Origin of the sequence: Mycolicibacterium iranicum, assembly GCF_002101705.1 — a bacterium.
GTDB classification, from domain to species: domain Bacteria; phylum Actinomycetota; class Actinomycetes; order Mycobacteriales; family Mycobacteriaceae; genus Mycobacterium; species Mycobacterium iranicum.
Window position 1 is genome coordinate 42,418 of sequence record NZ_LQPC01000015.1, and the last position, 26,885, is coordinate 69,302.

The 26,885-nt window shown below is 66.0% G+C and carries 31 protein-coding genes and 1 tRNA gene; 8 read left to right on the forward strand and 24 right to left on the reverse strand.

The genetic code is table 11. From position 1 onward, the window contains the following. The first annotated feature begins 5 nt into the window (after positions 1–5). The gene (locus AWC12_RS02880) at positions 6–614 is read left to right on the forward strand and encodes a GNAT family N-acetyltransferase (RefSeq protein WP_024449591.1); all 609 of its coding nucleotides are present in this window, start codon (positions 6–8) and stop codon (positions 612–614) included. A 57-nt stretch (positions 615–671) separates the two neighbouring features. Here AWC12_RS02880 and AWC12_RS02885 read toward each other — a convergent pair whose 3' ends face one another. Genes AWC12_RS02885 through AWC12_RS02900 form a run of 4 tightly spaced genes read right to left on the reverse strand, consistent with a single transcriptional unit; the run spans position 672 to position 4,856 of the window. Next, positions 672–1,229: a cysteine hydrolase family protein gene (locus AWC12_RS02885; protein WP_085172277.1), complete on the reverse strand. Its 558-nt coding sequence runs from the start codon at positions 1,227–1,229 to the stop codon at positions 672–674. Further along, the gene (locus tag AWC12_RS02890) at positions 1,226–2,098 is read right to left on the reverse strand and encodes a winged helix-turn-helix transcriptional regulator (protein ID WP_036466319.1); all 873 of its coding nucleotides are present in this window, start codon (positions 2,096–2,098) and stop codon (positions 1,226–1,228) included. The genes AWC12_RS02885 and AWC12_RS02890 overlap by 4 nt, the downstream gene beginning before the upstream one ends. Positions 2,099–2,121: 23 nt before the next feature. After that, positions 2,122–3,636 carry a carotenoid oxygenase family protein gene (locus tag AWC12_RS02895; RefSeq protein WP_085172279.1) on the reverse strand — a complete coding sequence of 505 codons (1,515 nt, stop codon included), beginning with the start codon at positions 3,634–3,636 and terminating at the stop codon, positions 2,122–2,124. A gap of 2 nt (positions 3,637–3,638) precedes the next feature. After that, positions 3,639–4,856 (reverse strand): acetyl-CoA acetyltransferase, encoded by a 1,218-nt coding sequence (locus tag AWC12_RS02900; RefSeq protein ID WP_085172281.1) that lies wholly within the window; start codon positions 4,854–4,856, stop codon positions 3,639–3,641. Positions 4,857–5,047: 191 nt separating this feature from the next. Between AWC12_RS02900 and AWC12_RS02905 the strand changes: the two genes are divergently transcribed. Then, positions 5,048–5,734 carry a GAF and ANTAR domain-containing protein gene (locus AWC12_RS02905; RefSeq protein ID WP_024449586.1) on the forward strand — a complete coding sequence of 229 codons (687 nt, stop codon included), beginning with the start codon at positions 5,048–5,050 and terminating at the stop codon, positions 5,732–5,734. 14 nt (positions 5,735–5,748) lie between these two features. On the opposite strand, the gene AWC12_RS02910 is transcribed toward AWC12_RS02905, so the two are convergent. The 4 genes from AWC12_RS02910 to AWC12_RS02925 all read right to left on the reverse strand — a co-directional run bounded on the left by AWC12_RS02910 (position 5,749) and on the right by AWC12_RS02925 (position 7,561). Beyond that, complete coding sequence (locus AWC12_RS02910; protein WP_085172283.1) at positions 5,749–6,591, reverse strand: helix-turn-helix transcriptional regulator; 843 nt, start codon at positions 6,589–6,591, stop codon at positions 5,749–5,751. A gap of 61 nt (positions 6,592–6,652) precedes the next feature. Next, positions 6,653–7,012 carry a heme-binding protein gene (locus AWC12_RS02915; RefSeq protein WP_024449584.1) on the reverse strand — a complete coding sequence of 120 codons (360 nt, stop codon included), beginning with the start codon at positions 7,010–7,012 and terminating at the stop codon, positions 6,653–6,655. Between the two features lie 47 nt (positions 7,013–7,059). Continuing rightward, positions 7,060–7,305 (reverse strand): hypothetical protein, encoded by a 246-nt coding sequence (locus AWC12_RS02920; RefSeq protein WP_024449583.1) that lies wholly within the window; start codon positions 7,303–7,305, stop codon positions 7,060–7,062. A gap of 183 nt (positions 7,306–7,488) precedes the next feature. After that, positions 7,489–7,561: transfer RNA gene (locus AWC12_RS02925), tRNA-Arg, on the reverse strand. A gap of 59 nt (positions 7,562–7,620) precedes the next feature. Here AWC12_RS02925 and AWC12_RS02930 point away from each other — a divergent pair. Genes AWC12_RS02930 through AWC12_RS02940 form a run of 3 tightly spaced genes read left to right on the forward strand, consistent with a single transcriptional unit; the run spans position 7,621 to position 9,235 of the window. Further along, positions 7,621–8,385, forward strand: a complete 765-nt coding sequence (locus AWC12_RS02930; protein WP_081660049.1) for a hypothetical protein — start codon at positions 7,621–7,623, stop codon at positions 8,383–8,385. Then, complete coding sequence (locus AWC12_RS02935; protein WP_085172285.1) at positions 8,382–8,966, forward strand: cytochrome c oxidase subunit 3; 585 nt, start codon at positions 8,382–8,384, stop codon at positions 8,964–8,966. Before AWC12_RS02930 ends, AWC12_RS02935 begins: the two co-directional genes overlap by 4 nt. Next, a complete protein-coding gene (locus AWC12_RS02940) occupies positions 8,966–9,235 on the forward strand; it encodes a cytochrome C oxidase subunit IV family protein (protein WP_024447319.1) in 270 nt (89 codons plus the stop codon). Before AWC12_RS02935 ends, AWC12_RS02940 begins: the two co-directional genes overlap by 1 nt. Here AWC12_RS02940 and AWC12_RS02945 read toward each other — a convergent pair. Then, positions 9,232–10,056, reverse strand: coding sequence for an LLM class F420-dependent oxidoreductase (locus AWC12_RS02945; protein ID WP_085172309.1), 825 nt, complete (start codon positions 10,054–10,056; stop codon positions 9,232–9,234). The two genes, AWC12_RS02940 and AWC12_RS02945, sit on opposite strands and share 4 nt — an antisense overlap. A gap of 130 nt (positions 10,057–10,186) precedes the next feature. Between AWC12_RS02945 and AWC12_RS02950 the strand changes: the two genes are divergently transcribed. Further along, positions 10,187–11,284, forward strand: coding sequence for a glutamate--cysteine ligase 2 (locus AWC12_RS02950; RefSeq protein WP_085172287.1), 1,098 nt, complete (start codon positions 10,187–10,189; stop codon positions 11,282–11,284). A gap of 71 nt (positions 11,285–11,355) precedes the next feature. On the opposite strand, the gene AWC12_RS02955 is transcribed toward AWC12_RS02950, so the two are convergent. From AWC12_RS02955 to AWC12_RS03015, 13 genes are all read right to left on the reverse strand, one after another. Next, positions 11,356–12,078: an anti-sigma factor gene (locus AWC12_RS02955; protein ID WP_085172289.1), complete on the reverse strand. Its 723-nt coding sequence runs from the start codon at positions 12,076–12,078 to the stop codon at positions 11,356–11,358. Beyond that, positions 12,075–12,692, reverse strand: a complete 618-nt coding sequence (locus tag AWC12_RS02960; RefSeq protein WP_412093752.1) for a sigma-70 family RNA polymerase sigma factor — start codon at positions 12,690–12,692, stop codon at positions 12,075–12,077. The genes AWC12_RS02955 and AWC12_RS02960 overlap by 4 nt, the downstream gene beginning before the upstream one ends. Positions 12,693–12,756: 64 nt before the next feature. Next, positions 12,757–13,500, reverse strand: a complete 744-nt coding sequence (locus AWC12_RS02965) for a DUF1365 domain-containing protein (protein WP_024447324.1) — start codon at positions 13,498–13,500, stop codon at positions 12,757–12,759. A gap of 121 nt (positions 13,501–13,621) precedes the next feature. Next, positions 13,622–14,713 (reverse strand): serine hydrolase domain-containing protein, encoded by a 1,092-nt coding sequence (locus AWC12_RS02970; protein WP_085172291.1) that lies wholly within the window; start codon positions 14,711–14,713, stop codon positions 13,622–13,624. Continuing rightward, positions 14,713–15,783: a poly-gamma-glutamate hydrolase family protein gene (locus tag AWC12_RS02975; protein ID WP_085172293.1), complete on the reverse strand. Its 1,071-nt coding sequence runs from the start codon at positions 15,781–15,783 to the stop codon at positions 14,713–14,715. Before AWC12_RS02975 ends, AWC12_RS02970 begins: the two co-directional genes overlap by 1 nt. Continuing rightward, positions 15,784–17,010: an Nramp family divalent metal transporter gene (locus tag AWC12_RS02980; protein ID WP_024447327.1), complete on the reverse strand. Its 1,227-nt coding sequence runs from the start codon at positions 17,008–17,010 to the stop codon at positions 15,784–15,786. A 94-nt stretch (positions 17,011–17,104) separates the two neighbouring features. Next, positions 17,105–17,344, reverse strand: a complete 240-nt coding sequence (locus AWC12_RS02985; protein ID WP_024447328.1) for a hypothetical protein — start codon at positions 17,342–17,344, stop codon at positions 17,105–17,107. A gap of 23 nt (positions 17,345–17,367) precedes the next feature. Beyond that, the gene (locus AWC12_RS02990; protein WP_024447329.1) at positions 17,368–17,616 is read right to left on the reverse strand and encodes a hypothetical protein; all 249 of its coding nucleotides are present in this window, start codon (positions 17,614–17,616) and stop codon (positions 17,368–17,370) included. Between the two features lie 141 nt (positions 17,617–17,757). Continuing rightward, positions 17,758–18,003, reverse strand: a complete 246-nt coding sequence (locus tag AWC12_RS02995; RefSeq protein ID WP_085172311.1) for a hypothetical protein — start codon at positions 18,001–18,003, stop codon at positions 17,758–17,760. Positions 18,004–18,024: 21 nt separating this feature from the next. After that, complete coding sequence (locus tag AWC12_RS03000; protein ID WP_085172295.1) at positions 18,025–19,113, reverse strand: NAD(P)H-dependent amine dehydrogenase family protein; 1,089 nt, start codon at positions 19,111–19,113, stop codon at positions 18,025–18,027. Between the two features lie 9 nt (positions 19,114–19,122). Beyond that, positions 19,123–19,914: an SDR family oxidoreductase gene (locus AWC12_RS03005; protein ID WP_085172297.1), complete on the reverse strand. Its 792-nt coding sequence runs from the start codon at positions 19,912–19,914 to the stop codon at positions 19,123–19,125. A 190-nt stretch (positions 19,915–20,104) separates the two neighbouring features. Continuing rightward, positions 20,105–21,055: a non-homologous end joining protein Ku gene (gene ku, locus AWC12_RS03010; protein ID WP_085172299.1), complete on the reverse strand. Its 951-nt coding sequence runs from the start codon at positions 21,053–21,055 to the stop codon at positions 20,105–20,107. Next, positions 21,055–21,987 carry a carbohydrate kinase family protein gene (locus AWC12_RS03015; protein WP_085172301.1) on the reverse strand — a complete coding sequence of 311 codons (933 nt, stop codon included), beginning with the start codon at positions 21,985–21,987 and terminating at the stop codon, positions 21,055–21,057. The genes ku and AWC12_RS03015 overlap by 1 nt, the downstream gene beginning before the upstream one ends. Positions 21,988–22,028: 41 nt before the next feature. Here AWC12_RS03015 and AWC12_RS03020 point away from each other — a divergent pair, with 41 nt between their 5' ends. Next, positions 22,029–24,296 (forward strand): ATP-dependent DNA ligase, encoded by a 2,268-nt coding sequence (locus AWC12_RS03020; protein WP_085172303.1) that lies wholly within the window; start codon positions 22,029–22,031, stop codon positions 24,294–24,296. A gap of 44 nt (positions 24,297–24,340) precedes the next feature. On the opposite strand, the gene AWC12_RS03025 is transcribed toward AWC12_RS03020, so the two are convergent. After that, positions 24,341–24,970 (reverse strand): hypothetical protein, encoded by a 630-nt coding sequence (locus AWC12_RS03025; RefSeq protein ID WP_085172305.1) that lies wholly within the window; start codon positions 24,968–24,970, stop codon positions 24,341–24,343. A 115-nt stretch (positions 24,971–25,085) separates the two neighbouring features. Continuing rightward, a complete protein-coding gene (locus AWC12_RS03030) occupies positions 25,086–26,318 on the reverse strand; it encodes an integrase catalytic domain-containing protein (protein WP_085172313.1) in 1,233 nt (410 codons plus the stop codon). Between the two features lie 160 nt (positions 26,319–26,478). Between AWC12_RS03030 and AWC12_RS03035 the strand changes: the two genes are divergently transcribed. Continuing rightward, positions 26,479–26,885 (forward strand): DUF222 domain-containing protein (locus AWC12_RS03035; protein WP_133057303.1); only part of this gene is annotated, 407 nt, incomplete at its 3' end.

Here is a 26,885-nt window from a genome sequence, read left to right on the forward strand (position 1 = left end):
CACCGATGAGCGGCTTCGTCGAGCCGATCGCGCTGGCGGGTGATCGCTTTGTGACGCTGGAACCGCTTGCTCGCGAACATCTTCCGGAGATCGAGGCCGAAGTCGCCGATGGTGCGCTTGACTCGCTGTGGTTCACCGGGGCGCCGAAATCGGCGAGTGCGCGAGACTGGGTGGACGCGCGCCTGGCCGCGCAGGGGCCTGACACCGGGCTGACGTTCGTGGTGCGCGACCACGCCGGCGCACTGATCGGATCGTCCAGCTATCTCAACGTCGACGGCCCCAACCGCCGGCTGGAGATCGGCTACACCTGGTATGTCGACCGGGTGCGGCGCACCGGCGTCAACACCGAGTGCAAACTGCTGTTACTCGGGCATGCCTTCGACGAGTTAGGTTGTGTCGCAGTCGAATTCCGAACCCACTTCTTCAACTCGGCGAGCCGTGCAGCGATCGAGCGCGTCGGCGCCAAGCTCGACGGCGTGCTGCGCAGTCATCAGCTGCTGCCCGACGGTTCGCGGCGCGACACCGTCGTCTATTCGATCCTCGACATCGAGTGGCCCTCGGTCCGCAACAACCTGCGATTCCGGTTGGATCGCGGCGACCGGCGCCGAATCTGAACCTTTGGTCGGGATCCAAGGGGCCGAAAATGCGACCATAAGTTCAGTTTGGGCGCGTCAGCCTCGGCCCAGGTCGACGTCGTCGCTCGATACGACTGCCGCGGTCCGGCCCGGAGCGGCCTGGTGTTCCCAGTAAAGGTTTGTATGCGCGATCACCGCCTTGACCGGCGGCGCACCCCACTGCGTCTTGTCGCCCGCGGTGTGCGCGTCACCCACGAGGGTGACGTCGTAGCCGCGGGTGAAGGCGCCGTGCAAGGTCGAGCGCACGCAGGCGTCGGTCTCGCAACCTGTGACGACGAGACGTCCGACGCTCCGTTCGGCGAGGACGTCCTCCAGATCGGTGGCCTCGAACGAATCGCCGTAGTTCTTGTCCACCACCGGTTCGTCGGCTCCCGGGGTGAGCCCCGAGGCGATCTGCCAGCCCTCGCTGCCCTTCACGAGACCCTCGTCGTGGTGGCGCACCCACACCACGGGAACACGTTCGCGGCGCGCCCTGTCCACCAGCGCGGCGATGTTGGCGACGACGTCGTCACGCCGGTATGCGCCGTCGACGACGGCACTCTGCACGTCGACGACGAGAAGCGCGCTGTTGGGGCGGTTTTGGAGGGTGGTCATGACTGCATTGTGTATGAGACCGGTTGGATCTGGGAGCCTCGGAGACGGCCACGGCACTGGTCGCAGACCAGGGCGGGAGTAAAACGCCTGTCGCACGCGGTGTGCGTCAGGATCACGGCGGCACCGTCGGGCGCCGGGAACCACCGCTGTGCCCACGCCAGCGCGAACACCAGCACCGGGAAGAACGCACGCCCTTTTTCGGTGAGCCGGTATCGGCCCTCACTCTGAACGAGGATTCCTTCCTCCGTGAACACGGTCAGCCTGTCGGCGATCGTCACCGGCGGGGCGCCCAACTGAGTCTGGAAGTCGGTGAAGCGGCTGACGCCGACGAACGCGGCGACGAGCAGGGCGAACCCCCATCGGTCACCGATCACGCTCATCGTCTGCGGAAACATCGCGGCGGCGCCCGAACGTCGGGTCGCCGAGCGCCGGCGGGTGGCGCCGGACGGAACGGAACGCTCCCACGACCCGCTCGGACCCCACTGTGCGGCAATGCTTTTGTCGTCTGCGAATTCGTCGCACACACGGCAGACCACTCGGGGGGCGAACTCCTCGCCGCACTTCGCATGGCGCATCCGGGGCAGAGGTTCGGGGTGGTCGGGGATCCAGCGCCGCTCCCACTCCCAGATCGAGGTCAGCATCGGCCACAGTGAGCGACTTTTCGGGGTGACCAGATATTCGGAACGCGGAGGATTGACCTGATACTCGTTGCGGGACAGGAGTCCTTCCGTGGTCAGCGACTGCAGTCGGTTCGACAGCACGGCGTTGGATACCGGTAACACGGAAACGAAGTCGCGGTAGCGGCGGGCGCCCAGCAGGGCCCGCTGCACGATCAGCAGCGTCCATTCGTCACCGAGCAGACCGAGCATCCGCGCGACGGCATTGGGTTCGCTCACAAGCCGATCGCGGCGGCGGCCGAGTCGCGCTCTCGCCAGCGGGGTAGATCCGCACCCGGTGCCCACGTCGAGTGGGTTCCGCTGGAAATCCGTTCGGGTAGTTGGATTTTGCACACCGGACCATCTTCGACACGCGCGGCGTCGAACACCAGGCAGTACGAGGCGTCGACGTTCATGTCGGTGGTCAGCGTGACAAGGTAGCCGTCATCTTCTGCGCTGCTGTCGACTCGGGGCGCCATCGCGGTCTCGCTTCCGTAGACCCCGTCGGTGAACGCGTACCGCTGCTCGGAGCCGGTGTGCAGATCGTGCTTGACCAGCCCGTCGAACAGGAACCAGGAGGGCTTGCCGGTGGCGGCATATGTATAGCGGTACGGGCGACCGGCGTTTGCCGGGTTGATCATGCCGAATTCGCTGATGCTGTCGGTCATCTGTTCTTCGCGCACCGCGCCGGTCTTCAGGTTGAACCGCCACCGGTGCAGCCTGGCCTGCATGCGATCGAGCGCTAGGAAGCGAAAAGCTCGCTGCCACTTGTTGCCCATGCCGTTGTCGGCGGGCTCGGGATCGCCTTGGAAGAAGCCGTCGAGCACGATCTCGTCGCCGTCCTCGTAGGCGTTGGGGAAGTGCAGCACATAGGTGGGGTCAGCCTCGAACCACATGATCTGTGAGAGCTCACCACGGCGTGGGATCACGGCGAACCGCGAGGGCACATCACGATGAAACCTGGGCAGGTGGATGTTGTGCTCCAGCAGCGCTGTGTCCCAAAAGAGCGGAAAGTCGTTGAGGATCACGTAGTTGTCTGTGAACGCCATATCGTGGGGCAGCCGCGGACCCGGCAGTTCCACGTCGACGCCGTGCACGACCTCGCCGGCATCGTCGACCACGCCGTAGCGCAGATACGGGGCTTGCTTGCTGTAGGAGAAGAACAGCAGTTCGCCGGTGCGGTCATCGACTTTCGGATGAGCCGAGACACCCCAGTCGGACGGGAAGCCGCCGTTCCAGGTTTCCTTGCCGAGATTCTCGGCGGTGCAGGGATCGATGCGATACAGGTCGCCACACTGATAGTGGCTCGTCAACGCCGTGCCGCGGTGCACGACGACATCGGTGGACGAGGCATCTTTCATCAATGTGCGGGCGCCCCAGCCGTAGTCGCACCGCGCCAGCTCGATCGGTTCTGCGATGCCGGGCCACAGTGGGCCGCCTGCCTCGTTCTCGGCGAGAAAGCCGTCGGTGCGCACAAATCTGTTGCGGTAGAACGCCTTGCCGTCGCGGAAGCCGACAATGTGCAGCATGCCGTCCCCGTCGAACGGGTGATAGTTCTTCAACGCGGGATGTAAAGGATTCTCGGTGTTGCGGAGATAGACGCCGTCGAGATCGAGCGGGATCTGCCCCTCGACGACGGCCAGGTCGTCGGCGTCCCACTCGGTGGTCTGTGGGCGCCAGGGGCCGGTGCGGTAGGGGTGATCGTCGTCTTCGGGCAGCGTCGACAGAAACTTGCCGACGATCTCGGTCATGCTCACGGTGCTCTCCTGACGACGAAGCTGACGGTGGTGGCGGTGCTGCCACCGAAGTTCAACGTGCCGAATGCTTTTGCGCCGTCGACCTGGTAGGCGCCCGCAGTGCCGCTCACCTGGCGGGCGGCGTCGACGAGCATTCTCACCCCGGTCGCGCCGACGGGATGTCCGCCGCCGATCAGGCCGCCGCTGGGATTGATCGGGAGTCGGCCGCCGAGCTCAATGTCGCCTGCCTCGATGGCTTTCCACGATTCACCGGGGGCGGTCAGGCCGATGTGGTCGATGGCGAGGTATTCGCTGGGGGTGAAACAGTCGTGGACTTCGAATCCGTCGATGTCGTCGAGCGTGAGGTGGGCGCGGTCGAAGGCGTCGAGAACGGCGGTGCGAACGTGAGGGAAGACGTGCGTTTCGCCGGCGGAGCGGTCCAGCTTCTGGCGCAGGCCCAGGCCGACCGTGCGATGGCCCCACCCGTCGATCCGGCCGAGCGGCCGCGCGGCGGGATGGTCGCGCAACCAGTCGTCGGTGACCAGGACGACGCCCGCCCCGCCATCGGTGATCTGGCTGCAGTCGAAGCGGCGGACTCGGCCCTCCACGACGGGGTTCTGAATGTCGTCGTCGCTCAGTGTTTCGGGTATCGACCAGCCGCGGGTCTGAGCGCGCGGGTTGGCGCGCGCGTTGGCGAAGTTCAGCGCCGAGATGGCACGCAGGTGGGCCGGGTCGAGTCCGTAGCGGTGGTCGTACTCGGCGGCAACGGCGTCGAACATGTGGGGCCACATGAACTTGGCGCTCTCACCCTCGTGGCCAGTCCACGCCGCGGTCCCGAGGATCGACGTCGCGGCGTCGCCGGGCACCGTCTTCTCCAATTCCACGCCGACGACCAGTGCTGTCCGGTAGGCGCCGGACCGCAGGTCGGCGATGGCGGACAGGGCGGCGACGCTGCCCGAGGCGCAGGCGGCCTCGTGCCGTGCCGCCGGGGTCCCCCACAGTCCGTCCTCGACGGAGGCGGGCATGGCGCCCAGGTGCCCCTGGCGCGCGAACAGCTCGCCGAATGCGTTGGCGACGTGGACGACGCCGACCTCGCCGGCGTCGATTCGGGCTGCGTCGAGCGTCGACCTCACGATCTCGGCCGTCAATCCGGAAAAGTCCAGGCCTTCGCGGTCGACGTTGCGCGCGAAGTCGCTCTGATAGCCACCGAGGATCCACACGCCCGTCGAGTCCATCTCGGCACCGTACTACAACTAGCAGAGTGACTGGAGGCAGGCGGCCCCGCCGGCTCGAGTCTGAACCGACGAGACCTCGACAGGCGTCACTGTCGACCGTCGACGCCTGTCTCACGGCTGCATTGCCCCCGCCGTGGGGTAGCAAACCCCCTGCTGTGTACGCCGGGCTGTGCATTTGGAATTCTGTAGCCATGACCGAACCGTCCGGCCACGAGCTCGCGCAGCGCATGGCGGAGTTGGCCCGCGCAGTGGCAGCGCCCCGCAAGGTTGAAGACGTCCTGTCCGACGTCACGGCCGAGGCGCAGCGCCTGATCCCGGGAGCCGACACCGCCGGTGTCCTGCTGATCGGCAAGTCCGGAAAGTGGGACTCGGTGGCGGCCACGTCGGACCTGCCGCACCGGCTCGACGCGCTGCAGATGAAATACCGTGAGGGGCCGTGCTACCAGGCGGCGCTCGACGATCTCATCGTGCGCACCGACGACTTTCGTACCGAGCAGCGGTGGCCGCTGTACTCGGCGGCTGTCGTCGAACTCGGGATCCTCAGTGCGCTGTCGTTCAAGCTCTACACGAGCAGCCAGACCGCAGGTGCGCTGAACCTGTTCGCGACGAAGGCCGACGCGTTTGACGGGGAGGCCGAGACGATCGGTGCGGTGCTCGCCGCGCACGCGGCCGCCGCGATCCTGGCCAGCCGCGAAAGTGAGCAACTGGAATCGGCGCTGTCGACGCGCGACCGGATCGGTCAGGCCAAAGGGATCATCATGGAGCGCTACGACGTCGATGATGTCGCGGCCTTCGAGATGCTGCGCAAGCTGTCTCAGGACAGCAACGTCAAGCTCGTCGAGGTCGCTCAGAAGGTCATCGATACCAGGGGCACCTAGCCTGCCCGCCGCGGTCAGTGTGAGTCGACAGCTTGGTCGCCGAGCACTCGCAGCAGGTGTAGATCGTCCAGCGCGGACGAGCCGGCCGGGGGAGTGAGCACCACCAGATTCTGGCCGTCGTAGGTGGCCAGCACTTCGCAGTCGAGCGTGATCGGGCCGACCTTCGTCGCGAACGTCTTGCGCTGCATGCGTCGCGCGGCGACCTCGTGGCGTGCCCACAGCTCCGCAAACTCGGTGCTGTTGGCCAGCAGCGCCTCGATCAGCTGGCGTACATCGCGGTCGTGGCGGCGGCGTGCCCACGTCACGCGGAGGTCGGCGACGGTTATCTGGCTGTGCTCGTCGTGGTCGCCGGCGGGCACGCTGGCCCGGCTGTCCGGATCGGTGAACCACTGCCACGCGATGCTCTCCTCGAACGCCCCGGTGACGGTCGTGCGGTCGCCCATGAGGCGTTTTGCGAGGTCATTCTGGGCAAGAAGCAGGTAGGTGTCGGAGCAGATGAATGCCGCCGCGTCGCGCATCTGGTCGAGAAGAAACAACAACGCCGGCCGCACGTGAATCGACGCGGCAAGGCGGTCCGGAACGGCATGGCCGGCCAGCCGGTACAGATGGTCGGATTCGTCGTCGGTGAGCCGTAGCGCGCGCGCCAGCGCCCGCACCATCTGGGGCGAGGGCTGCGTGCTGCGTGACTGTTCCAGGCGCCCGTAGTAGTCGACGGACATCCCCGTCAGCTGCGCGACTTCCTCGCGGCGCAGGCCGACGGTGCGCCGTGGCCGGGTACCCGTCGGCAACCCGACGTCTTCGGGTCGCATCGCCTCGCGGCGGCGACGCAGAAACTCTGCCAGCGCCTCTCGATCCATCCGGCCATTGTCGTCTCGGGAGACGCCGCCAGCCAGGGACTCGGAATCCCCGCCTGCTGGTTCAGGCGTCGGGCATGCCGGCCGGCGGCAGCCCGCACCGGGCGCGGAAATCGGTCATCGGCTGGCGGATTCCCTGCAGTTCCGCCGCTGTGTGCGGATTCATGTCGAGGTAGGAGTCGACCTTGGCACGCCTCTCCTCGGGCGGCAGCCCGCGCAGGCTGGTGAAGAACCAGTTCGCGTCCGGGTGGGTGAACATGTAAGCCGACAGCGACGCCGAGACGCCGGAGAGAATGCCCGCCTGGTCTGCGAGCGAGCAGTTCTGTGCCGGTGGCGGTGGCTGCGACGCGGCGATTGCGCTGCTGCCCAAAAGCGCAGCTCCGGCGAGCACCATCGCGCTTGCGGAACGGACGAGAACAGACATTCCTACTCCTCTACCTGGTCGGGTCGATCGTGCCGGCTGTACTGCCATCACCAGTCATCGTCTTCGCTACCGAACGCGGCACCACCGCCGTATTCGACGTCCCGGCGCTGCTCACGAGGATTCAGGACGATGTCCAGATCGTCGTCGTAGCAGAACATGTCGAATTCGCACCATGGGTACTGGGTGGGGATCGGCGCTATGACTGGGGTTGCGGAGGCGAGCGACGCCGACGCCAGCCCGGTGGCCACGGCTCCCGCCGCCAGAAACGGTATTGCGTAGTAGGACTTCCGCATCGCTACCTCCCGACCCGATCGCCAACGTTTCGCGGGCCGGTGCCCGGCTTACGCTGATGTCAATGTGACCGGTTGGAGGGGTGAGGACATCCCCCGGAATGGGTGAAATCAAGGTCAACGTGGGCCCTGCGTACGCTTTTCGTCCGATCCGCGTGCGTATGGCCCACGTTCGTCGGACTAGGGTGCCCCCGGCAGGATTCGAACCTGCGACACCGGCTTTAGGAGAGCCGTGCTCTATCCCCTGAGCTACGGGGGCGACAACCGGGGGAAGCTTACCTGGCTCTTATTGCGCGCCCACAATGGGAAATGAGAGTTATGGCAAAAGTGTCAAAACTTCATGTCAAGGCCGGTAGCGTGCCTGACGTGGAGCTGACACTGCAACGCATCGGCGCCTGGTCTGGCACCGTCATGATCCTTCTGTACGGCGCCAGCTTCTCCGGTATCGCGCAACTCTTTCCGCCTCTGTCCCCGGCCGCTCCGGCAGACGAGATCGCCGCGTTTTTCGTCGACCATAAACTGTGGATCCGCTTCGGAGTGTCGGGAGCGCTGCTCAGTGCTGTGCTCGCGCTGCCGTTCCTTGCGACGATTGTGCTGCGCATCCGCAGGGTCGAGGGTCACTTCGGCATGCTGTCGATGACCCAGCTGATGGCGGCTACGGTCTTCGTCCCGGCACTGCTGTTTCCGCAATTCTTCCTCGGCGTGGCGGCCTACCGTCCCGAAGAGCGCTCCGCTGAACTCACCCAGGCGCTCAACGACGTGTTCTGGCTGTGGTTCATCGGCATCGTCGGGACCATCATCATCCAGAACCTGACGCTGGCCGCCGCCGCCTTCACGGACAAGACCGACCCGCCGACCTTCCCGCGGTGGTACGGCTATCTCAACCTATGGGTTGCCACCCTGTCGTTGCCGGGATGCGTGGTGGTGGTCTTCAACGACGGGCCGCTGGCATGGGACGGCGTATTCGCCTTCTACATACCGGGTCTCGTGCTCGTGGTCTGGCTGTTCTCCACCACCGCGGTGATGCTCAAGTCGATCAAGGCCGAGCAGAAGGCCCTCTCGGTCGAGCCCGTCCCCGCGTGACCACGACTGCTCATCCGCCGCGCGACGCGAGGCGGATCCCGGGTGAGAGCGGGACCTGGGTCTTCCTGTTCGGCGACATGCTCGTCTTCGGCGCCTTTTTCGTCACGTTCCTCGTCGAGCGCGCCAAAGCGCCGGAGGTCTTCGACACCGCCCGTGCCACCTTGCACATCGGCATCGGCGTGGTCAACACCCTGGTACTGCTGACGAGCTCGCTGTGTGTCGTCTTGTCGCTCAACGCATTACGTGCAGGCGCGCATCAGATCGCAGCCCGCGCAGTGGCGGCGGCCATAGGTTTCGGCGTGACATTCATCGCGCTCAAGGTCTACGAGTACGTCTCGCTCGCCGGGGCAGGGCACGGGCCTGGCGCCAACGACTTCTATCTCTACTACTTCATTCTCACTGGGCTGCACCTGTTCCACGTCTGCCTAGGACTCGGCGCACTGTCCTTTGTCCTGAGCCAGACACGCAACGCCGAGCTGAGCGTCACCCGCACCGCACTGGTCGAGGGGGGCGCCTGCTTCTGGCATCTCGTCGACCTGCTGTGGATCTTCCTGTTCGCACTGCTCTACCTGGTGAGCTGATGAGAGCTCTCGACCTGCTGAAGAACCGCGCCGGCGCCAGCTGGCTCTTCCTCGTCGCCGCGACCGTCGTGTCGTGGGCCGTCGGTGCCGAACACGGCACCGGGTCGATGGTGGCCGTCCTGGTTTTGGGCATCGCCGCGATCAAGGTCCGTCTGGTCGGGCTCGACTTCATGGAGCTGCGACACGCCCCGATCCCACTGCGCGCAGCGTTCGAGGGTTACTGCGTCGTGATGTGGGCGGTGTTGTCCGCGCTGTATCTGTGGCTCTAGCGGAGTAGCTCGATCACCTTGCTGAACGCCTCGGCGTGGCGCATCTGCACGATGAGGTAGCTGATTCCGTACACGTCGCGGTAACCGCGAATCCGGTCGGCGATCTCCTGGGTCGTCCCCGACAGCACGCCGGGGTGCCGCAGCAGCTCCTCGTCGGACAGGCCGGGCAACGAGATTCGCGGGATCGTCAGATCAGGTTGCCCCGAGTCGTCGACCGGCATCGCCGTGATCGCGACATTGAGCTCCAACTCGCCGAACCGGTCCCCGGCGGCGTCCCGCACGAACGCGATCCGGTCCGCCAACGGATCCTCGTCGGGCGTGGCTGCCCGGTCACCCCCGGTGAGGCCGATGATGTCTGCCGATCTCGCGGCGATCCGCAGCACGCGGTCGCCATTGCCCGCGATCATCAGCGGGACGTCGGGAAGGTGCTCGGCCATGTATTCGGTGGTGGCTTTCAGGTGGTCCACCCGTTCACGTGCGCTGGGATACGCAATGCCGGCGGCATCGAATTCTTCTTTCACGTAGCCCGTACCCAGGCCCAGCTCGAACCGGCCGTCGCTCAGATCGTGGAGCGCGCCGACGTCGCGGGCGAGCAACGCCGGCCGGTAAAACGCCGAGTTGATGACGAAGGTGCCGACCCGAAGGGTTGAGGTCGCCATCGCGACGGCCGTCATCACCGGGAACGGCGCAGGACCGCCCAGGTGGTCGGGGACGTGCAACACATCGAAGCCGAGAGCCTCGGCGCGACGTGCGCTGTCTTCGAGTTTGGTTCGCGAGCTGGCCCGCGTGACGCCGACACCGAAGCGGAATTCCGTTGCCACATCGTGATCGTAGAGCCAGGTTTGAACCGTATTGGGCCTGGGCATTACGCAATCGACTTTCATCACCCCGATCCGGCCCGTCGTCGAAACATCCGACGGGCCGGATCAATATTTTCGGTTCGTTGGAGAAATGGCAGACATCCCCACCCTCGGCGTCGAAGAGGAGTTTCTCCTCGTCGATCCGGAATCCGGGGCTCTCGTCGCCCTCAATCGCGTGGTCGCAGACCGCGCCGCCGAGCTCGATGTCGAGCTCCAGCTCGAACTCACCAGCTGCCAGGTCGAGACGACGACGGACGTCGTCGACGATATCGACGAACTCCGAGAGCACCTCGTCAGGCTGCGCCGCAACGTCGCCCACGCCGCCGAGTGTGCCGGCGCCCGGTTACTCGCTGTCGGGCTGCCGCCGACCCTGCCGCACGACTTCCCGGTCACCGACACGCCGCGCTACAACGACATCGGCGAGCGGTACGGCATGATCGCCCACGAGCAGGGCATCTGCGGCTGCCACGTACATGTCGCCGTGCCTGATCGCGACACCGCGATCGCGGTGAGCAATCGTCTGCGACCGTGGCTGCCGTTCTTGCTCGCCCTGACGGCGAACTCGGCGATCTACCGCAACGCCGATACGGGCCACGCCAGCTGGCGCAGCGTGTTGTGGGCACGCTGGCCCAGCGCTGGACCGCCGCCGCACTTCGATTCGGCCGACGAGTTCGACGCCGCCGTGCGCATGCTGTGCCACAGCGATGTGATCCGCGACGACGGCATGGTCTATTGGGATGTGCGGCCGTCGAAGAACTTTCCGACGGTGGAGGTGCGCGTCGCCGACGTCCCGGCGACGGTGGCCGAGACGGTGGTGTTCGCCGCGCTGGTCCGCGGGTGCGTGATGACCGCGCTCGACGACGAGCGTCGTGGCGCGCCCGTCCTGCCGCTGGCGCCGTATGCGCTCAAGGCCGCGTACTGGAAGGCCGCCCGCAACGGCATCGACGGTGACGGCCTCGACCTGGAGAACCACGGCGCGGCGCCGATGCTCGGTCTGTTGGAAGGGCTCGTCGACCATGTCCGGCCCGCGCTGGAAGTCGCGGGTGACCACGAGTTCGTCAGAACGGGGCTGGCGAGGATCGCCGAGCGCGGCAACGGCGCGACTCGCCAGCGCCGCGCATGGCGCCAGCGCCACAACGTCGATGACGTGGTCGCCGCAGCCGCTGCGGCGACTCTCGAAGCGCCCTGACCTCTGGCCGAAACTGAATCTGTGCGGCAAGAGTGCGAGTAGGGGCCTGCGAGGATTCAGTCTCGGCGCAATCAGACCAGTGGCAGCTGCGCGAACACCGGGCTTGTGGGTTGCGTCGAGCCGCCGGGCGGCTCGACGGTGAACGCCAGCGTCTGCGACGTCCCGAGGTCCGGGAGCACAGCCGTCGTCGACGGTGCGACCTGCCCGGAATCCATCGTGCCCGCGGGGTGCGGACCGTCGGAATCGATGAGCCACATCTGGTAGACCGTGCCCGCCTGCGGCGGCGTCACATTGTTCATGACGAGCACGCCCGCATTCTCTTCGCGGGAAAACACGACCGTGGCTGTGCCGCCACCGGGAATGTCGCCTGAGACGGTGCGCACGTCGGGCGCGGCGAAGATCTCCTCCGCAGTCGTCGGGGTCGCGGGCGGCCGCAGCGTGTAGCCGACTACAAGGGCGCCGAGTCCGATGGCCACAGCTGCCGCGCCGGCAAGCACGGCCCGGCTCCAGCGCCGCTCCCGTGGCTGCGGGGGCAGAGTGCGGACATTGTCATCGGAGATCTGTCGCAGAATCTCGCCCCGCAGATGCGATGGCGGTTCAACAGCGGTGGCGGCCGAGATGACGGCCATGGTCTCGCGAACCGCGCGCACCTCGGCGGCGAACGCCTCGGCGACCTCAGGCGGCGCGCCTGCCAACTGACGATCGATGTCGGCGGCCTCGGAATCACTGACCGCGTGCAATGCGTACGGAGTGGCCAGCGACAGCAGCTCGTCGGCGGAATGTGGATTGGTCATGCGACCCCCAGGCATCTACGCAGGCCGCGGATCGCGTCGCGCATCCGGGACTTGATGGTTGCAAGGTTTGCCGCCAGCCGCTCCGACACCTGGACGTAGGTCAGGCCGTCGTAATAAGCGAGCTGGATGCACTCCCGCTGGGTGTCTGTGAGTGTGTCCAAGCAATCGGTCACCTGACGTCGTTCGTCACCGGTGATCACCGCGTCGGAGACGTGGTCGAGCGGGGGCTCGACCGTGGCCGCGCCGTAGCGCGACTCGCGGGAGCTGGCCGCCTCCTCGGAACGCACGCGGTCGACCGCGCGCCGGTGTGCCAGCGTGAGCAGCCAGGCCAGCGGGGAACCGGCCGACGGATCGTAATTACCTGCGTTGCGCCACACCTGCAGATAGATGTCCTGCATCGTCTCCTCGCTGTAGCCGGGATCGCGCAGCACCCTGGTGACCAGTCCGAACACCCGAGAGCGTGTCTGGTCGTAGAAGGCGGCGAACGCTTCGGCGTCACGACGGGCCACCTGGCGCAACAATGCGTCGAGTTCGGCGGTCACGAGCCGTAGCCTAGCGTCCACCAGGGCCGATGCAGTTGCAGTCACGGCACCTTGTAGGGCCGTGGCGCCGATATTCCTGGTCCGCAGGCCGCCGACCGCGTTCACGTCGCTGCTGTCGGGGTCGGCTTCGCGCGGGTCACAGCTGGTCCACTTTCTCGCGGTCCTCATCGCTGTGGTGGGCTGTGCGCGGCACCATCGGAACCCGCTTCAGCCATAGCAGGGTGCCCTGAATTCGCATGCTCAGCACGTTCATCTGCGGCGCCAGCGGAGAGATCATCTGCAGCGCGAGGACCTGCCGAATCGTTGCGGGACGCCGGCTGCCTCGCAGCGTCACGACGAACGCCGGCTGGTGATCGCGGTGCAACGAGATCCGGACATCGAGGTCCTCGTCGGGCAGGGGAGCCTGAACCAGATAGTGCCCGTCGACGTCGTTGAACGCGGATGCGTAGAGCTTCTTGTCGACCATCGTGGGCTGGACGCCCGAAGGCGGGAGAAGGTACGCGTGGCGCTCACCGTGCGTGTTGTGCACCTCGGCGATGACGTAACGCAACACGCCGTCGGCGTCGTGGCACCAAAACAGGCTCAGCGGGTTGTACACGTGGCCGAGCACCCTGGCTTGGAACAGAGCGAAGACCTTGCCGCCCGGAAGTTCAATCCCTTTGGTGGCAAGGAACGCGTCGACGCGGCCGCGCAGTGTGTCGATCGGGGCCTCCCAGAGGTGATCCTGCACATCGAACCTGGCGAAAGGCCGCAGCCACCCCGGCATCTCTGGGAGCGCGTCCACGTCGACGAACCAGCTGTAGCTGCGATGCTCGAAGTAGTGGTGCACAGGCGCACGGCGCAGATGCGTGATCCGGGTGCGGTACAGGGCAGAGGTCATGACGCCACCGCCGTCAGCCGGCGGGCGCCCACCCTGCCCACAGAGGCGATCGACCGGTTCCCCACACGTATGGCTTCCACATCACGTATTCGGAGCCGTGCCTCGTCTGGATGGGAAACCTCTATTCGCGGCAGTACACCGAGGTCAGGACCGCAAACCGGGGATCGTTGGCGATGGACGTCACGTTCGGTGATCCCTGCGTGAAGGTCACCGAGAGCGCGGGCCGCCCTGGTGCCTTGGCCATGACGCTGTGGTAGCCGGCGAGATCGCCGCCGTGGCCCCACACGGTCACCCCGCAGCCCAGGTCGATGCTGGTCAAGCCGAGTCCGTACCCGAATCCAGGTCCGTGTAGCGGCCACGGGACGGTGTCCGTCATCTGCGCGAGCTCGGCGGGCGCGACGACCTTTCCATCGAGCAGCGCCGTGACGAACCCGGTGATGTCCTCGTTGGTGGAGACCAGAGACCCGGCCATGTACTCGCCGGACGGCTCTCCGGCGGTGACGTCCTGGCGGTGGCCGTCGACGAGTTCGTAGCCGTGCGCCATTGGTTGACGCAGGCCGGTGTCGCCGGCCGCCGGGAAATAGGTGTGGGTCAGTCCGAGCGGAGCGATGATGCGCCGGGTGATCTCGTCGGCTGCGGTGCGGCCGGTGACGGACTCGATGATCAGCCCGGCGACAACGTAGTTGGTGTTGGTGTAGACCGGCACCGATTGACCGGGGGCGGCGTCCGGCTTGGCCAGCGCCTGTGACAGCAGGTCGCGCGGGGTGACAGGCTGCGTCGAAGGTTCGGTCGTGTCGTCGAAGTACTCGGGCAATCCGCTCTGGTGGCGCAGCAACTGGCGCACGGAGATGGTGGCGCCGTCGATGCCCTCGCCGCGGATCAGCCCGGGAAGGTAGGTTTCGACCGGTGCGTCGAGATCGACCCTCCCCTCGCCCACGAGTTGCAGAATCGCGGCGGCAGCAAAGGTTTTCGTGATGCTGGCAACTCGGACGTGCGTCTGCGGCGTGAATGTCGCGCCGGTGGCTACGTCGGAGTGGCCTGCCGACGACAGCGCCACCGAGGCACCGTCAGCGACCACGGCGACGGCTCCGGCGAGGCCGTTGGCCGCAATGGACTCGGCAAGAACGGCGTCGAGCGGGGTGGATTGCGCGTGCGCCGATGGGGCGGCGAACCCGATGAGCAGAGTGCTTGCGAGACCGGCGGCGAGGCGCACTAGCGCGAGGGTAGTTTCCACGTCCGGGCGGCGCGTGCCAATCCCTGGACGAGCGCCGAGGTCGCCGGCGACAGGCCGTCGTCGGCGGGGACCGAACTGCGGGGACTGGTGCCGCGTACCCGCGCGGACAGCTCCAGCTGCGCGCCGCCGCTACGGACGAGATTGACCGGATTGGCGGGATGTAGGCCGCGCAGTTCGCGTGGGATGGAATCCAGGTCGGTCACCACGCGGTAGCCGGGGATGTCGACGTGGTGGGCCAGGTGCCCGGCCAGAGCACGGTTGCGTCCGCCCGCGAGCAGCTGGGTGCTGCGGCCGATTCGGCCATAGCCGTGCAGCGACACCGCGACGTCGACGTGGGCGAGGAATTCCGCGAGCCGGGGTGACTGGGCCGGGTCGTAGAGCGCCGACGACAGATGGTGCGGGTACTGATCGGGATGCCGCACCACATACAGCGACGCACCGGCGGCGTCGGCGGCTCGCTCGGCGATGACGTCGGTCATCTTCTCGAGACCGCCGCCGTGGATCGCCATGAATCCGAACGTCGACCGCAGGGCCGACTCCTCGACGACGGCGGGGTCGGCCAATAGCTCTGAAAGAGACTGCGGTCCAGCGGAATTGGAATCCTGAGTACGGTGCGGCCAATGGGCAGGGTCCCAGCGCTCCAGGAACTGGATCCACCGGCCCGGCAGTCCGTGGTGGCGTGCGCCGTCGAGGATCCGTTCCAGGTAGCCGGGGCGCGGCGGTCCTGGTTCCACCCGGTGGTCGATGTAGACCCATGCCGTCGACGGGCCCGCCTCGGTGAGAACCGTCATCTCGTCGCGGCGGTAGCGCACCGGTACGCCCTCTGCGCTGTCGAGGGTGGCGAGGTCGCGGTCGGACACCTGCCACACCACGCCGTGCACCTCGCTGCCCGAGAATGGTTCGACGGTGGCCACGCCGCGCTCGTTGATCAACCAGTCGTGGTCGGCCAGCGTGGCGTGCCGGGGATCGGTGGCGTCGGGGCAGCGCTGCGCCATCTGCTGCACGCACAGGTTCGACCCGTACGCGAAGTAGTTGTGCCGGCGCGCCATTCAGCCGGCGAGCGTCAGATAGATCAGCACCACGTTCAAAAGGGTAATCAACCCCGCGACAATCCAGCCCAGTGCAGTGGTGACGCGGTGGTTGACGTCGGCGCCCATGAGCTGCGCGTCTGAGGTCAGCCGGACCAGCGGTATCAGCGCGAACGGGATGCCGAAGGACAGCACGACCTGCGAGAGCACTAGCGCGCGGCTGGGGTCGACACCGATCGCGAGGATCGCCAGGGCGGGCAGCAGTGTGATGAGACGACGCGCCAACAGCGGAACCGATCGCCGGAGCAGGCCCTGCATGATCATGGCGCCTGCGTAGGCGCCGACCGACGACGAGGCCAGCCCGGAGGCGAGCAGGCCGATCGCGAACAGCAGCGCCACACCGGCGCCGAGCGTGCTCTGCACCGCCGCATGCGCGCCCTCGATGGAGTCCGTGTTGTCCATGCCCTGCAGATTGGTCGCCGCGACCAGCAGCATCGACAGGTTCACCGCGCCTGCGACCAGCATCGCGATGCCGACGTCCCAGCGGGTGACCCGCAGCAGCGTCCGTCGCGCCGGTCCTGCCTCCGGGTGGCCGTGGCGGTCGCGCGCCAGGCCGGAATGCAGGTAGACCGCGTGCGGCATCACGGTCGCACCCAGCATCGCGGCCGCCAGCAGGATGCTTTCGGCGCCGTCGAACCGCGGGAGCAACCCTTCTGCGGCTGCGCCGGCCGGCGGCGGGGATGCGATCAGGCTTGTGAGGAAACCGATCGCGATGACCAGCAGCAAGCCGGTGATCACCCGCTCGAAAGGCTGTTGGCCGCGGCGGTCTTTCACGAGCAGCAGGATGAGCGACACCACGCCGGTGATCACACCGCCAACGAGCAGCGGCAGATCGAACAGCAGATACAGCGCGATCGCGCCACCCACGACTTCGGCGAGATCCGTTGCCATCGCGACCAATTCGGCCTGTACCCAGTAGGCGAGCCTGGCCGGCCTGCCCATTCGCGCACCCACGGCTTCCGGCAGCGAGGTGCCGGTGACCAAACCCAGCTTCGCCGACAGATACTGCACGAGGCAGGCCATCAGGTTGGCCACGACAATGACCCAGACGAGCAGAAACCCGAACTGTGCGCCCGCGCTGACATTTGCCGCGACGTTGCCGGGGTCGACGTAGGCGATCGCCGCGACGAACGCGGGTCCGAGCAGCAGCCAGCCTGGCCGCGACTGCGGTTGGACGTGCGAAGTCACGACACCCCTTCTCTATCCGGCTCGACGAATAGAAAAGTTAGGCTAGCCGAAACCTTTCGGGCGGGCTAGCGCCGGGGTCGGATTTGCTCCGATGTCACCAGGGTCCGAGACCGTAGCCGCCGACCAGGGGCCAATAGCCGATGCCCTGCCAGCCGCCGTAGTTCCACGGCGGAGGCGTGGTCGTCAACTGTGTGCTGCCGTTGGTCTCGCAGAACGTCACCGTCTGCCCGACGTCGGTGCATTCGGGAGCTGCCGCTGCGCTGGGCGCTGCGATCAAGGCCAGGAAGGTGAGACCCGCGACAAGCCCGCCGAGGCGCCGGAAGACGGTGTTCATGGTGAAGGTCCGATCTGAACCGATTAGAAGATGTAGGGACCGTAGCCTTCCCACGGGAAGTAGCCGCCGCCGTACCACGGCTGGGCGTACACCCCGGGGGACGAGCTGATCTGGGCGTTGCCGGGCGACTGGCACACCTCGGTAGCGCCGCCGGCACCGCGAGAAGTCGTGGAGCAGTTCGGCTGTGCAAGCGCGGCGGGGGCGGCGGCGATCGCCACGGCTGCACCGCCCGCGCAGACGAGGGCAGCGAGAGCGCTCAGTCGAGCCTTCATTTTCAGGATCCTTCCAGCGAGTGTCATCGCTTAGCGTACAGACCTTTGCCAGATTCGGTAGGTAACTCAGGCGGCAGTCACTATTGCGGCGACAGAGTCGATTCCGGCCCGATCGGGGGACGCGCGTCGAGGCGAGAACGGTCAGAAGGTGACGGGACCGTACCTCTCGAAAGGCAGGATGCCGCCCCAGTACGGCGTTGCGTTCTCCGGGGGGATGGTGCTGATCTCGGCGTCGCCGGGCGTCTCGCACACCTTGGTGGAACCGCCCTCCACGCCGCCGCTCTGCGACGTGGTGCTGCAGTTCGGCTGGGCGATCGCGACGGGGGCAGCGGCGATCGCCGCGGAGGCGGCACCCGCGGCGAGGAGTGCGGCGAAGCGAGCCTTCATGGCGAAACCTTCCACGCAGAGTCAGCTCGCAGCGTACAAGCCTTCGCCGGTGATCAGGGGCAACTCTCGAGCAGTCACAATTCCTGGCGCAGCATCGATTACGGCCGGGATCGCATTTACCACGCGAGCGGCCGTCGCCACCAGGCCCGCATGGTTGTGATCGCCGTTGGGACTGCTGAGGCAGAGGTCGAGGGCGTAGGACGGTTCGCCGGTGATCTCGATCCGGTACGAGCCGCCGTGCTGGGCGGGCTGCGGCCAGTCGGGGCAGAGGTCGTCGCGCAGCCGGGTGACGTGTTCGAGGACGACCGGGATCTCACCGTCTTTCATCCCGCGGACTTCGAAGCGGATCGCCGCCGTGGTGCCCTTGGCGATGGGACCCGCCGCGATGTCGAAGTCCTCCGGCGCGGGCACCCGCTCGTGGGTCTCGGTGACTTCGTCGAGCTCGACGCCGAGCCCGGCGGCGAGTTGGCGCACCACCGAGCCCCACGCCAGGCTCAGCACTCCGGGCTGCAGCAGCATGGGCGTCTCGTCCAGGGAACCGCCGAATCCCATGACGTCGAACATGACTGCCGCACTGTCATAGGTGTCGTAGTTGATGATCTCCATGCAGCGGATCTGCTGAATGTTCTGACAGGTGCCCGCCAGCGCCATCGGCAACAGGTCGTTCGCAAACCCCGGGTCGATGCCATTGACGAAGATGGTCGACGATCCCTTGCGGGCGGCGTCCTCGATGGGGGTGATGAGTTCTGCAGGCAGCACCTGCCAGGGATGCTGCAGGAACACCGCGCTGCTACCGACGACGTTGACGCCCGCCTCGAGGATGCGGCGGTAGTCCTCCAGGGCTTCGGGAAGGCGATTGTCGGCCAGCGCGGTGTAGACCGCGCACTCCGGCTGGGTGGCCAACACCGCGTCCAGGTCTGTCGTCGCGACGATGCCGGTCGAATCCTGAAGTCCCGCAAGCTCTGCCGCGTCCTTGCCGGCCTTGGACTCCGAGGAGACCCAGACCGCGGTCAGCTCGAATCGGGGGTCTTTGATCAGCTGGGTGAGCGCGTGCTTGCCGACGTTCCCCGTGCCGATCGCAGCGACGCTGATTGGGGACGAGTTGGCCATGTGGGCTCCTTACAGATCGGGAATCGGGAGATCGAGGTTCGGGAAGGTGAGGCCGCCGTCGACTTCGAGCGTCTTGCCCGTGAGGTAGGCGCCCGCGGGGGAGGCGAGATAGACCGCGGCAGCCGCGATGTCGAGCGGGTCGCCGAGGCGTCTCATCGGAGTCGCCTTCTCCATCGGGTCACGCAGATCGTCGTTGCTGGCGACGATCTCCAGTGCCGAGGTCAGGATCGAACCCGGCGCGATCGCGTTGACGCGAATGCGGGGTGCCAGATCGAGCGCCGACAGCCGGGTGTAGTGCGCCAGCGCGGCTTTTGCCGTGCCGTAGGCGGCAAAGCCGCGGCCGGCTAGACGCGCCATGGTCGACGTGATGTTGATGATGCTGCCGCCGCCCGAGCCTTCCAGCATCAGCGGCACGGCTGCGACCGTGAGCGCGTGCGCAGTCGCGACGTTGAACGCGAACGCGTCGCGCATATCCTTGGCGCTGGTGTTCAGAAGCGCGTTCGGCATCGTTCCGCCGACATTGTTGACGACGATGTCTAGTCTGCCGAATGCCTCCTTAGCCTGGGCGGCGAGAGCCGCGGTGTCCTCGGAGTGGGCGAGGTCGGCGACCACGATGTGGGCTCGGCGTCCGGTGCCGGCGATCTGCTCGGCGACCTCCTCGAGCTGTGACTGCGTGCGCGCTGCAATCAGCACGTCAGCGCCTGCTTCGGCAAAAGCAAGAGCCATGGCGGCGCCGAGTCCGCGCCCTGCCCCGGTCACCACCGCCACCTGATCGTCGAGCCGGAACCGGTCCAGAATCACGTGCGCCCTCCATTCGTCGACGCGGGAAACGCTAGCAAGGGGAGCGTGGGCGTGGGGGCGCTTTTTGGAACACGTTCTAATTGGCTGCGTGCGCGGGGTGCTGCGTGCGCGGGGTGCGACGAGCGATCACGAATGCACGGTTGTTGACGGATCTAAGCCAAATCTCGTCACAAAGGGTGCATTCGCGAGGTCAGCTCTTCTTTGCCGCGGCTTTCTTCGTGGCCTTCTTGGCGGGGGCCTTTTTCGCTGATGCCTTCTTGGCTGGGGCCTTCTTCGCGGCGGCTTTCTTCGCCGGGGCCTTCTTGGCGGGCTCGTCGTCATCCGAATTGCTGGCCGAGGACCGGCCCTGCTCCTTGCGCGCCTTCACACTGGCTTCGAGCTTGGCCAGCAGGTCCGACACATCTTCGGTCTCGTCGAGTTCCTGCGGCTGTTCTTCCGTGGTGAACGCCTCGCCACCTTCGAGTTTGGCCTGGATCAGCTCGTGCAGCTGCTCCTGGTAGTCGTCGTGGTAGCGGTCGGGATTGAAGTCGTCGGTCATGGAGTCCACAACCTGGCTGGCCATCTTCAGCTCGGCGGGTTTGACCTCGACTTCCTTGTCGAGCACAGGAAAATCGGGGTCGCGAATCTCGTCGGGCCACAGCAGCGTGTGGATCATCATGACGTCGCGCTTGCTGAAATCCTTGACCCGCAGCGCCGCGAGCCGGGTCTTGTTGCGCAGCGCGAAATTTACGATCGCCACGCGGTCGGTCTCCATCAGCGTCTTGGCGAGCAACACATACGACTTCGACGACTTGCCTTCGGGCTCAAGGAAATACGATCGGTCGTACATCAGCGGGTCGAGATCGCTGGCGGGGACGAACTCCAGCACCTCGATCTCGCGGCTGCGCTCCTCCGGCAACGTGGAGATGTCGTCGTCGGTGATGATGACGGTCTGACCGTCGTCGGACTCGTAGGCCTTGGCGATGTCGCGGTACTCGACCACCTCGCCGCACACCTCGCACACCCGCTTGTAGCGGATGCGCCCGTTGTCCTTCTCGTGCACCTGGTGGAACTTGATGTCGTGATCCTCGGTGGCGCTGTACACCTTGACCGGGACATTGACCAGCCCGAAGGCGATGGAACCCTTCCAGATGGACCGCATCAGCCCAGTATGTCCGATATGGGGGCGCTTTCGAGGGTGGCGCGGTCGGGCAGGTCGGCCCCGGCTTTGGCCACGGTCAGCGCCGAGGTCAGCGTCGCGGCCCGAACCGCGGCGGTCAACGCATCGGTCCCGACGGCCGCGAGATGGGGCCGACGCTCGGCACCCAGCAGGTCCATCGACCACAGAGCGTCGATCAGTCCCGTCATGAACGCGTCTCCGGCACCCACGGTGTCCACCACGTCGACATTTCCCGCAGGTACCCGCAAGGTCCCGGCGGCACACATGGCCACCGCGCCCTCTCCGCCGAACGTCACGACGACGATCGACGGTCCGAGCGCCAGCCACGACGTCGCGATCTGTTCGGGTGTGCGGGTGGGGTCGATCCAGTGCATATCCTCGCTGCTGGCCTTGACGACGTCGGCCCGCTCGAGCAGCCGGTCGACGCGGGTCCCGGCCGCGTCGGCGTCTGTCAGCAGCGCCGGGCGGATGTTCGGGTCGAACGTGAAGGTCGCTGAGAGACGGTAAGTGTCGACCAGTGCTTTGGTCGCGAGGCAGCCTGGTTCGAGGACCGCCGCGATCGAGCCGGTGTGTACCACCAGCGGAGGCGCTGCCTCGGGGGTGCCTGACAGCGCCCACTCGATGTCGAAAGAGTACGTCGCAGAGCCTGAATCGTCGAGCACGGCGTGCGCCGTGGCGGTCTTGGCTGCATCCGTGCTACCCGAAACCAGTTGAACACCTGAGGATTCGACGTACTCGGTGATGCGTCGACCGTAATCGTCGGTGCCGATGTGGGTCAGGAAGTCGACGCTGCGACCGAGCCGCGCCAATCCGACCGCGACATTGAGCGGACTGCCGCCGACATGCTCGCCGAGCACCTGCCCGTCGCGCTCCACGATGTCGATCAGCGCTTCCCCGATCACCAGTGCTCGCACGGGTTTGACGCTACCCGGCACTGTGTGGGTAATACGGTGAAGTGGTGGACCGTTATGACCGGGTGAGGCTGACCAACCCGGACAAGGTGCTCTACCCGGCGACGGGAACGACCAAGGGTGAGGTCTTCGACTACTACGTCAACGTCGCCGAAGCGATGCTGCCCCACATCGCAGGGCGGCCGGTCACCCGCAAGCGATGGCCCAACGGCGTCGAAGAGTCGTCGTTCTTCGAGAAGCAACTGGCGTCGTCGGCACCGGATTGGCTCGACCGCGGCACCATCGCCCACAAGTCCGGCACGACCACCTATCCCGTCATCGACACCGTCGAGGGGCTCGCGTGGATCGCGCAGCAGGCGGCATTGGAGGTCCACGTGCCGCAGTGGCGCTTCACCGATGGAGGTGAGGTCGGTCCGGCGACGCGGATCGTGTTCGATCTCGATCCCGGCGAGGGGGTGACGTTCCGTCAGCTCTGCGAGGTCGCCCACGAGGTCCGGGACCTGATCGCTGACATCGGTTTGACGACCTTTCCGTTGACCAGCGGCAGCAAGGGGCTTCACCTTTATGTCCCGTTGGAGGAACCGATCAGCTCCCGAGGCGCGTCTGTTCTGGCCAAACGGGTGGCCCAACAGCTCGAGCAGACGATGACGAAGCGGGTTACCGCGACGATGACGAAGAGTCTGCGCGAAGGCAAGGTGTTCCTGGACTGGAGTCAGAACAATGCCAACAAGACCACCATCGCGCCGTATTCGCTTCGCGGGCGCGAACATCCGAGCGTTGCCGCGCCGCGGACGTGGGACGAGATCGAGGATCCGGCGCTGCGGCACTTGACTTTCGACGAGGTTCTCGAGCGGCTGGACGCCGACGGCGACCTGCTGGCCGGGCTCGACGAGCCGCTGCCTGCCACCGACAAGCTGACCCGGTATCGCAGCATGCGCGACCGCGCGAAGACGCCCGAGCCCGTTCCCGCCGAGGCGCCGACGACCGGAAGCAACGACAAGTTCGTCATCCAGGAACACCACGCCCGCCGCCTGCACTACGACTTCCGGCTGGAACGGGACGGGGTGCTCGTCAGCTGGGCGGTGCCGAAGAACCTGCCCGACACCCCCTCGGTGAATCACCTCGCCGTGCACACCGAGGACCACCCGATGGACTACATCGATTTCGCGGGCGAAATACCGAAGGGTGAGTACGGCGGCGGCAAGGTCTTCATCTGGGACACCGGCACGTACGAGACCGAGAAGTTCAATGACAACTCTCCGGACGGTCCCGCCAAGGGTGGCGAGGTGATCGTCACGCTGCACGGCAAGAAGATCGAAGGCCGCTACGCGCTGATCCAGACCGACGGGAAGAACTGGCTCGCGCACAGGATGAAGGATCAGCCCAAGCTTTCGGTGGCGGACCTGTCGCCGATGCTGACGACCGAGGGCTCGGTAGAGCGATTGACCAAGGCGCAGTGGGCATTCGAGGGTAAATGGGATGGCTACCGGCTGCTGGTCGAGGTCGACCACGGCAAGCTGACGCTGCGCTCGCGGCGTGGACGAGATGTCACGGGCGAATACCCCCAGCTGAAAGCACTCGCCGCCGACCTCGCGGACCACCACGTCATTCTCGACGGCGAGGCCGTCGCCCTGGACGAATCGGGGGTGCCAAGCTTCAGCGAAATGCAGAACCGTGCCCGCTCAACCCGACTGGAATTCTGGGCGTTCGACATCCTGTTCGTCGACGGCCGACCGTTGATGAAGGCCAAATACCGCGACCGCCGAAAGATACTGGAGGCGCTGGCCGACGGCGGCGGGTTGATCGTTCCAGCTGCGATCGACGGTGACGGCCCAGAGGCATTGGAGTACGCGAGATCTCGGGGCTGGGAGGGGGTGATCGCGAAGAAGCGGGAATCCACGTACCAGCCGGGCCGCCGGTCGTCGTCCTGGATCAAGGACAAGATCTGGAATACCCAGGAGGTGGTGATCGGCGGCTGGCGGCAGGGTGAAGGCGGACGCACGAGCGGTATCGGTGCGCTGATGCTCGGCATCCCCGGTGAGGACGGCCTGCAGTTCGTCGGCCGCGTGGGAACCGGCTTCACCGAGAAGCAGTTGGCGTCGCTGAAAAAGCTACTCGCTCCGCTCGAGACCGACGAATCACCCTTCGCCGCAAGGCTTACGGGCCCTGACGCCAAAGGCGTGACGTTCGTCCGTCCCGAGTTGGTGGGGGAGGTGCGCTACAGCGAACGCACGTCGGACAACCGGTTGCGGCAGCCCAGTTGGCGCGGACTGCGTGATGACAAGACGCCGGACGAGGTTCGGTGGGAGTAGTCGGTGCTGTGTCTTCGTCGGGCGGCCATGGCCTGCGTGGGATCTCAACCAGGCCGGTCTGTCACTGCGCGCGCTGAGAACAGGACGTAGCGGTGCAGTTCCTCCTCGGGGACGTAGGGGACTTCCCGCAGCGTCACCGTTCGTTCCAGGAAACGCTCGTCGGAGCCTTTCAAGGCCAGAACAACGGAATTCGACTCGCGGACGCTGAATCCGCTGACTGAGATGGCGAGGTTATCGAAGGCCGCTTCGGTGTCGGCATAGCGTCCGGGGCTTCCGTTGACCCCTTCCAGTAACCCCAGTGTTTCGAGGCTTTGCAGTGCGAAGAGATTCCTGCCGGCGAGGAACAGCGGGTGCCGTTGGCCGGCAGGCATGATTTCGCAGAGGCGGTCGGCCTGGTATCGCAGCACGAGGTCGCCGCGGGTTTCGGTCACGCTGTCTGCGGGCGGGCCGTTGTCCGCGTATTCGGCGATGAGCGCCTGCTTTTCCACGTCGCTCATCGAATCGCCGAACATCTTCAGCGTCTCGTGGAGGAAGTCGTCGGAGATGCGGTCGGCAGCGCGACCGGTGACGGTGCCGTACGCCTCGGACAGCTCATCCACCTGTGTCGGGGACATGCCGAATTCGAGTCGACCCAGACCCTCGCGGGGACGAATGGTCCAGTCTGCGTCTGTCATCGTGAATCAGGATGTCACGGCTCAGTCTGATCGGGGAGCGCGATGCCCGGGCTTCGATGGCATTCGCCAGCCGGCCGTGTGATGTCTCGGGACATCACATCCCTGTTGCCTCATGTCAAGATGCGCGCTGGGGTGGATTCGTTGCCTCATGTGATCGTGCGCGCTTGTTGACGTTGGCCTTGGCAATGGAGTCAGCTTTGCTGGTGGTGATCGTCAGGAGCTGGGCGGAGAGGGCTTGGATTTGGCGTTTGGTGGCGGCGGGATTGATCAGGGAGTAAGTCCGGGTTAGTGCCACGATGCGCTCGACGGTCATGGCGGGATGGACGATTGCGCGGTGGAACGGAGTGGCGGCCGTATCGTGCTTCTTCGTCACTGTGGCGCCGTGGCGAACCTTCGACAACAGTTTCTGCTGCGGGTAGAAGTAGTTGGTCAGTTGGGACTGAAGACGCCATATCTCTTTGAGTAACAACAGCTCTGCGGCCGTGTCGTAGCGGTGGTAGCCGACCACGGTGCGCACCACCGCCCAGTTCTTCTGCTCGACATGGCAGCCATCGTTCTTGTTGCCCGGCCGTGCGCGAGTGAAGGTGATCTGGTGGCGTTCGCACCACTGCAGCAGGGCCTGGTTGATGAATTCCGATCCGTTGTCAGAGTCGACCCCCAGCACTGGGAACGGCATGTTGTACGCGATGTCGTTGAGAGCGTGGAGGACACCTTTGGCCGCCTTGCTGGGCACTGAGCGGTTTTCGGTCCACCCGGTAGCGACGTCGGTCACGGTCAAGGTGAACGCGAACGCACCGGCGGAGTTGCCGCCGTCGTGGGAAACCAGGTCGATTTCGACGAACCCAGGCCGGGCATCGTCCCAGTCGGCCCAGGTACGTACCGGAATCTGACTTTTCAGCAGCGATCCCGGCTTGGTCGTGCAGCGCCCCTTGGGTCGTTGTCTGGCCCGTTCACCGGCCAGGCGACGGTCGATGGTGGCAGCAGACATCGATACCAAGAGTTCGGCGGTGTCGTCATCGATCTCAAGTTCCTTGAAATGGCGTAAGACGGCCAACAATTCACCCAGCATCGGGGCCAGTCTCTTGCCGGCCGGCATTCCCAGCACTGTCCAGCACACTGTCAGTGCGGCAATCACATCCGGCCCATACTTCGGGAGCCGCGGCGCTCTCGGTGATATCAATTTGGGCTGCAACGCCCTGGTGAGGGCTTTCCGGGCATGGTTGCGGTGCCAGCCGGTAGTGGCACACAACTCGTCGAGAATGATGCCCTTCGTTGATTTATCAGCCAGCGAGTAACGGATCGCGGTCGTCTCGGTCACTGCCCTGCGCTCGGCCAATGTCAACCCCATCATCTGGGCCTACAGAGTTCGTAGCTGGACGATCACGTAGGCGCGCCGCACACGCGCGCATTTCCGATGAGGCAACGAAGGGCCATTTCGACGCTTTTCACGCGCATTTCGGATGAGTCAACGCGACATCCGCCAGCGACCGAAACTTGTCGGTGGTCGAATGTATGTTCGAGTTGTGTCTGGGGAGACGTTGCGGGCGGCGGTGGCGGCGGTGGCTGCTGCAGTCGATGAGTTGGCGGCCTGCGATGTCGATTTGGTGACCCGCCCCGACCTGGTGGAAACATTGGACGAACTCGAAGTCCTGGGGTGTCGGCTGCCGGCGGTGAATGCCCGGTTGTTGGCCCGGCTGCAGACCGAGGCCACACCGCAGCAGCTGGGCGCCAAATCGTGGAAAGAAGTGCTCTCGGTGCGGTGGCGGATCTCCACCAGCGAGGCCCATCGCCGGCTGACCGAGGCATCGTGGGTGGCGCCGCGCCAGCCGATCACCGGGCCCGCGTTACCGCCGGTGTTGCCCGCGACCGCCCGCGCCCAGGCACAGGGGTTGATCAACGCCGAACACGTCTCGGT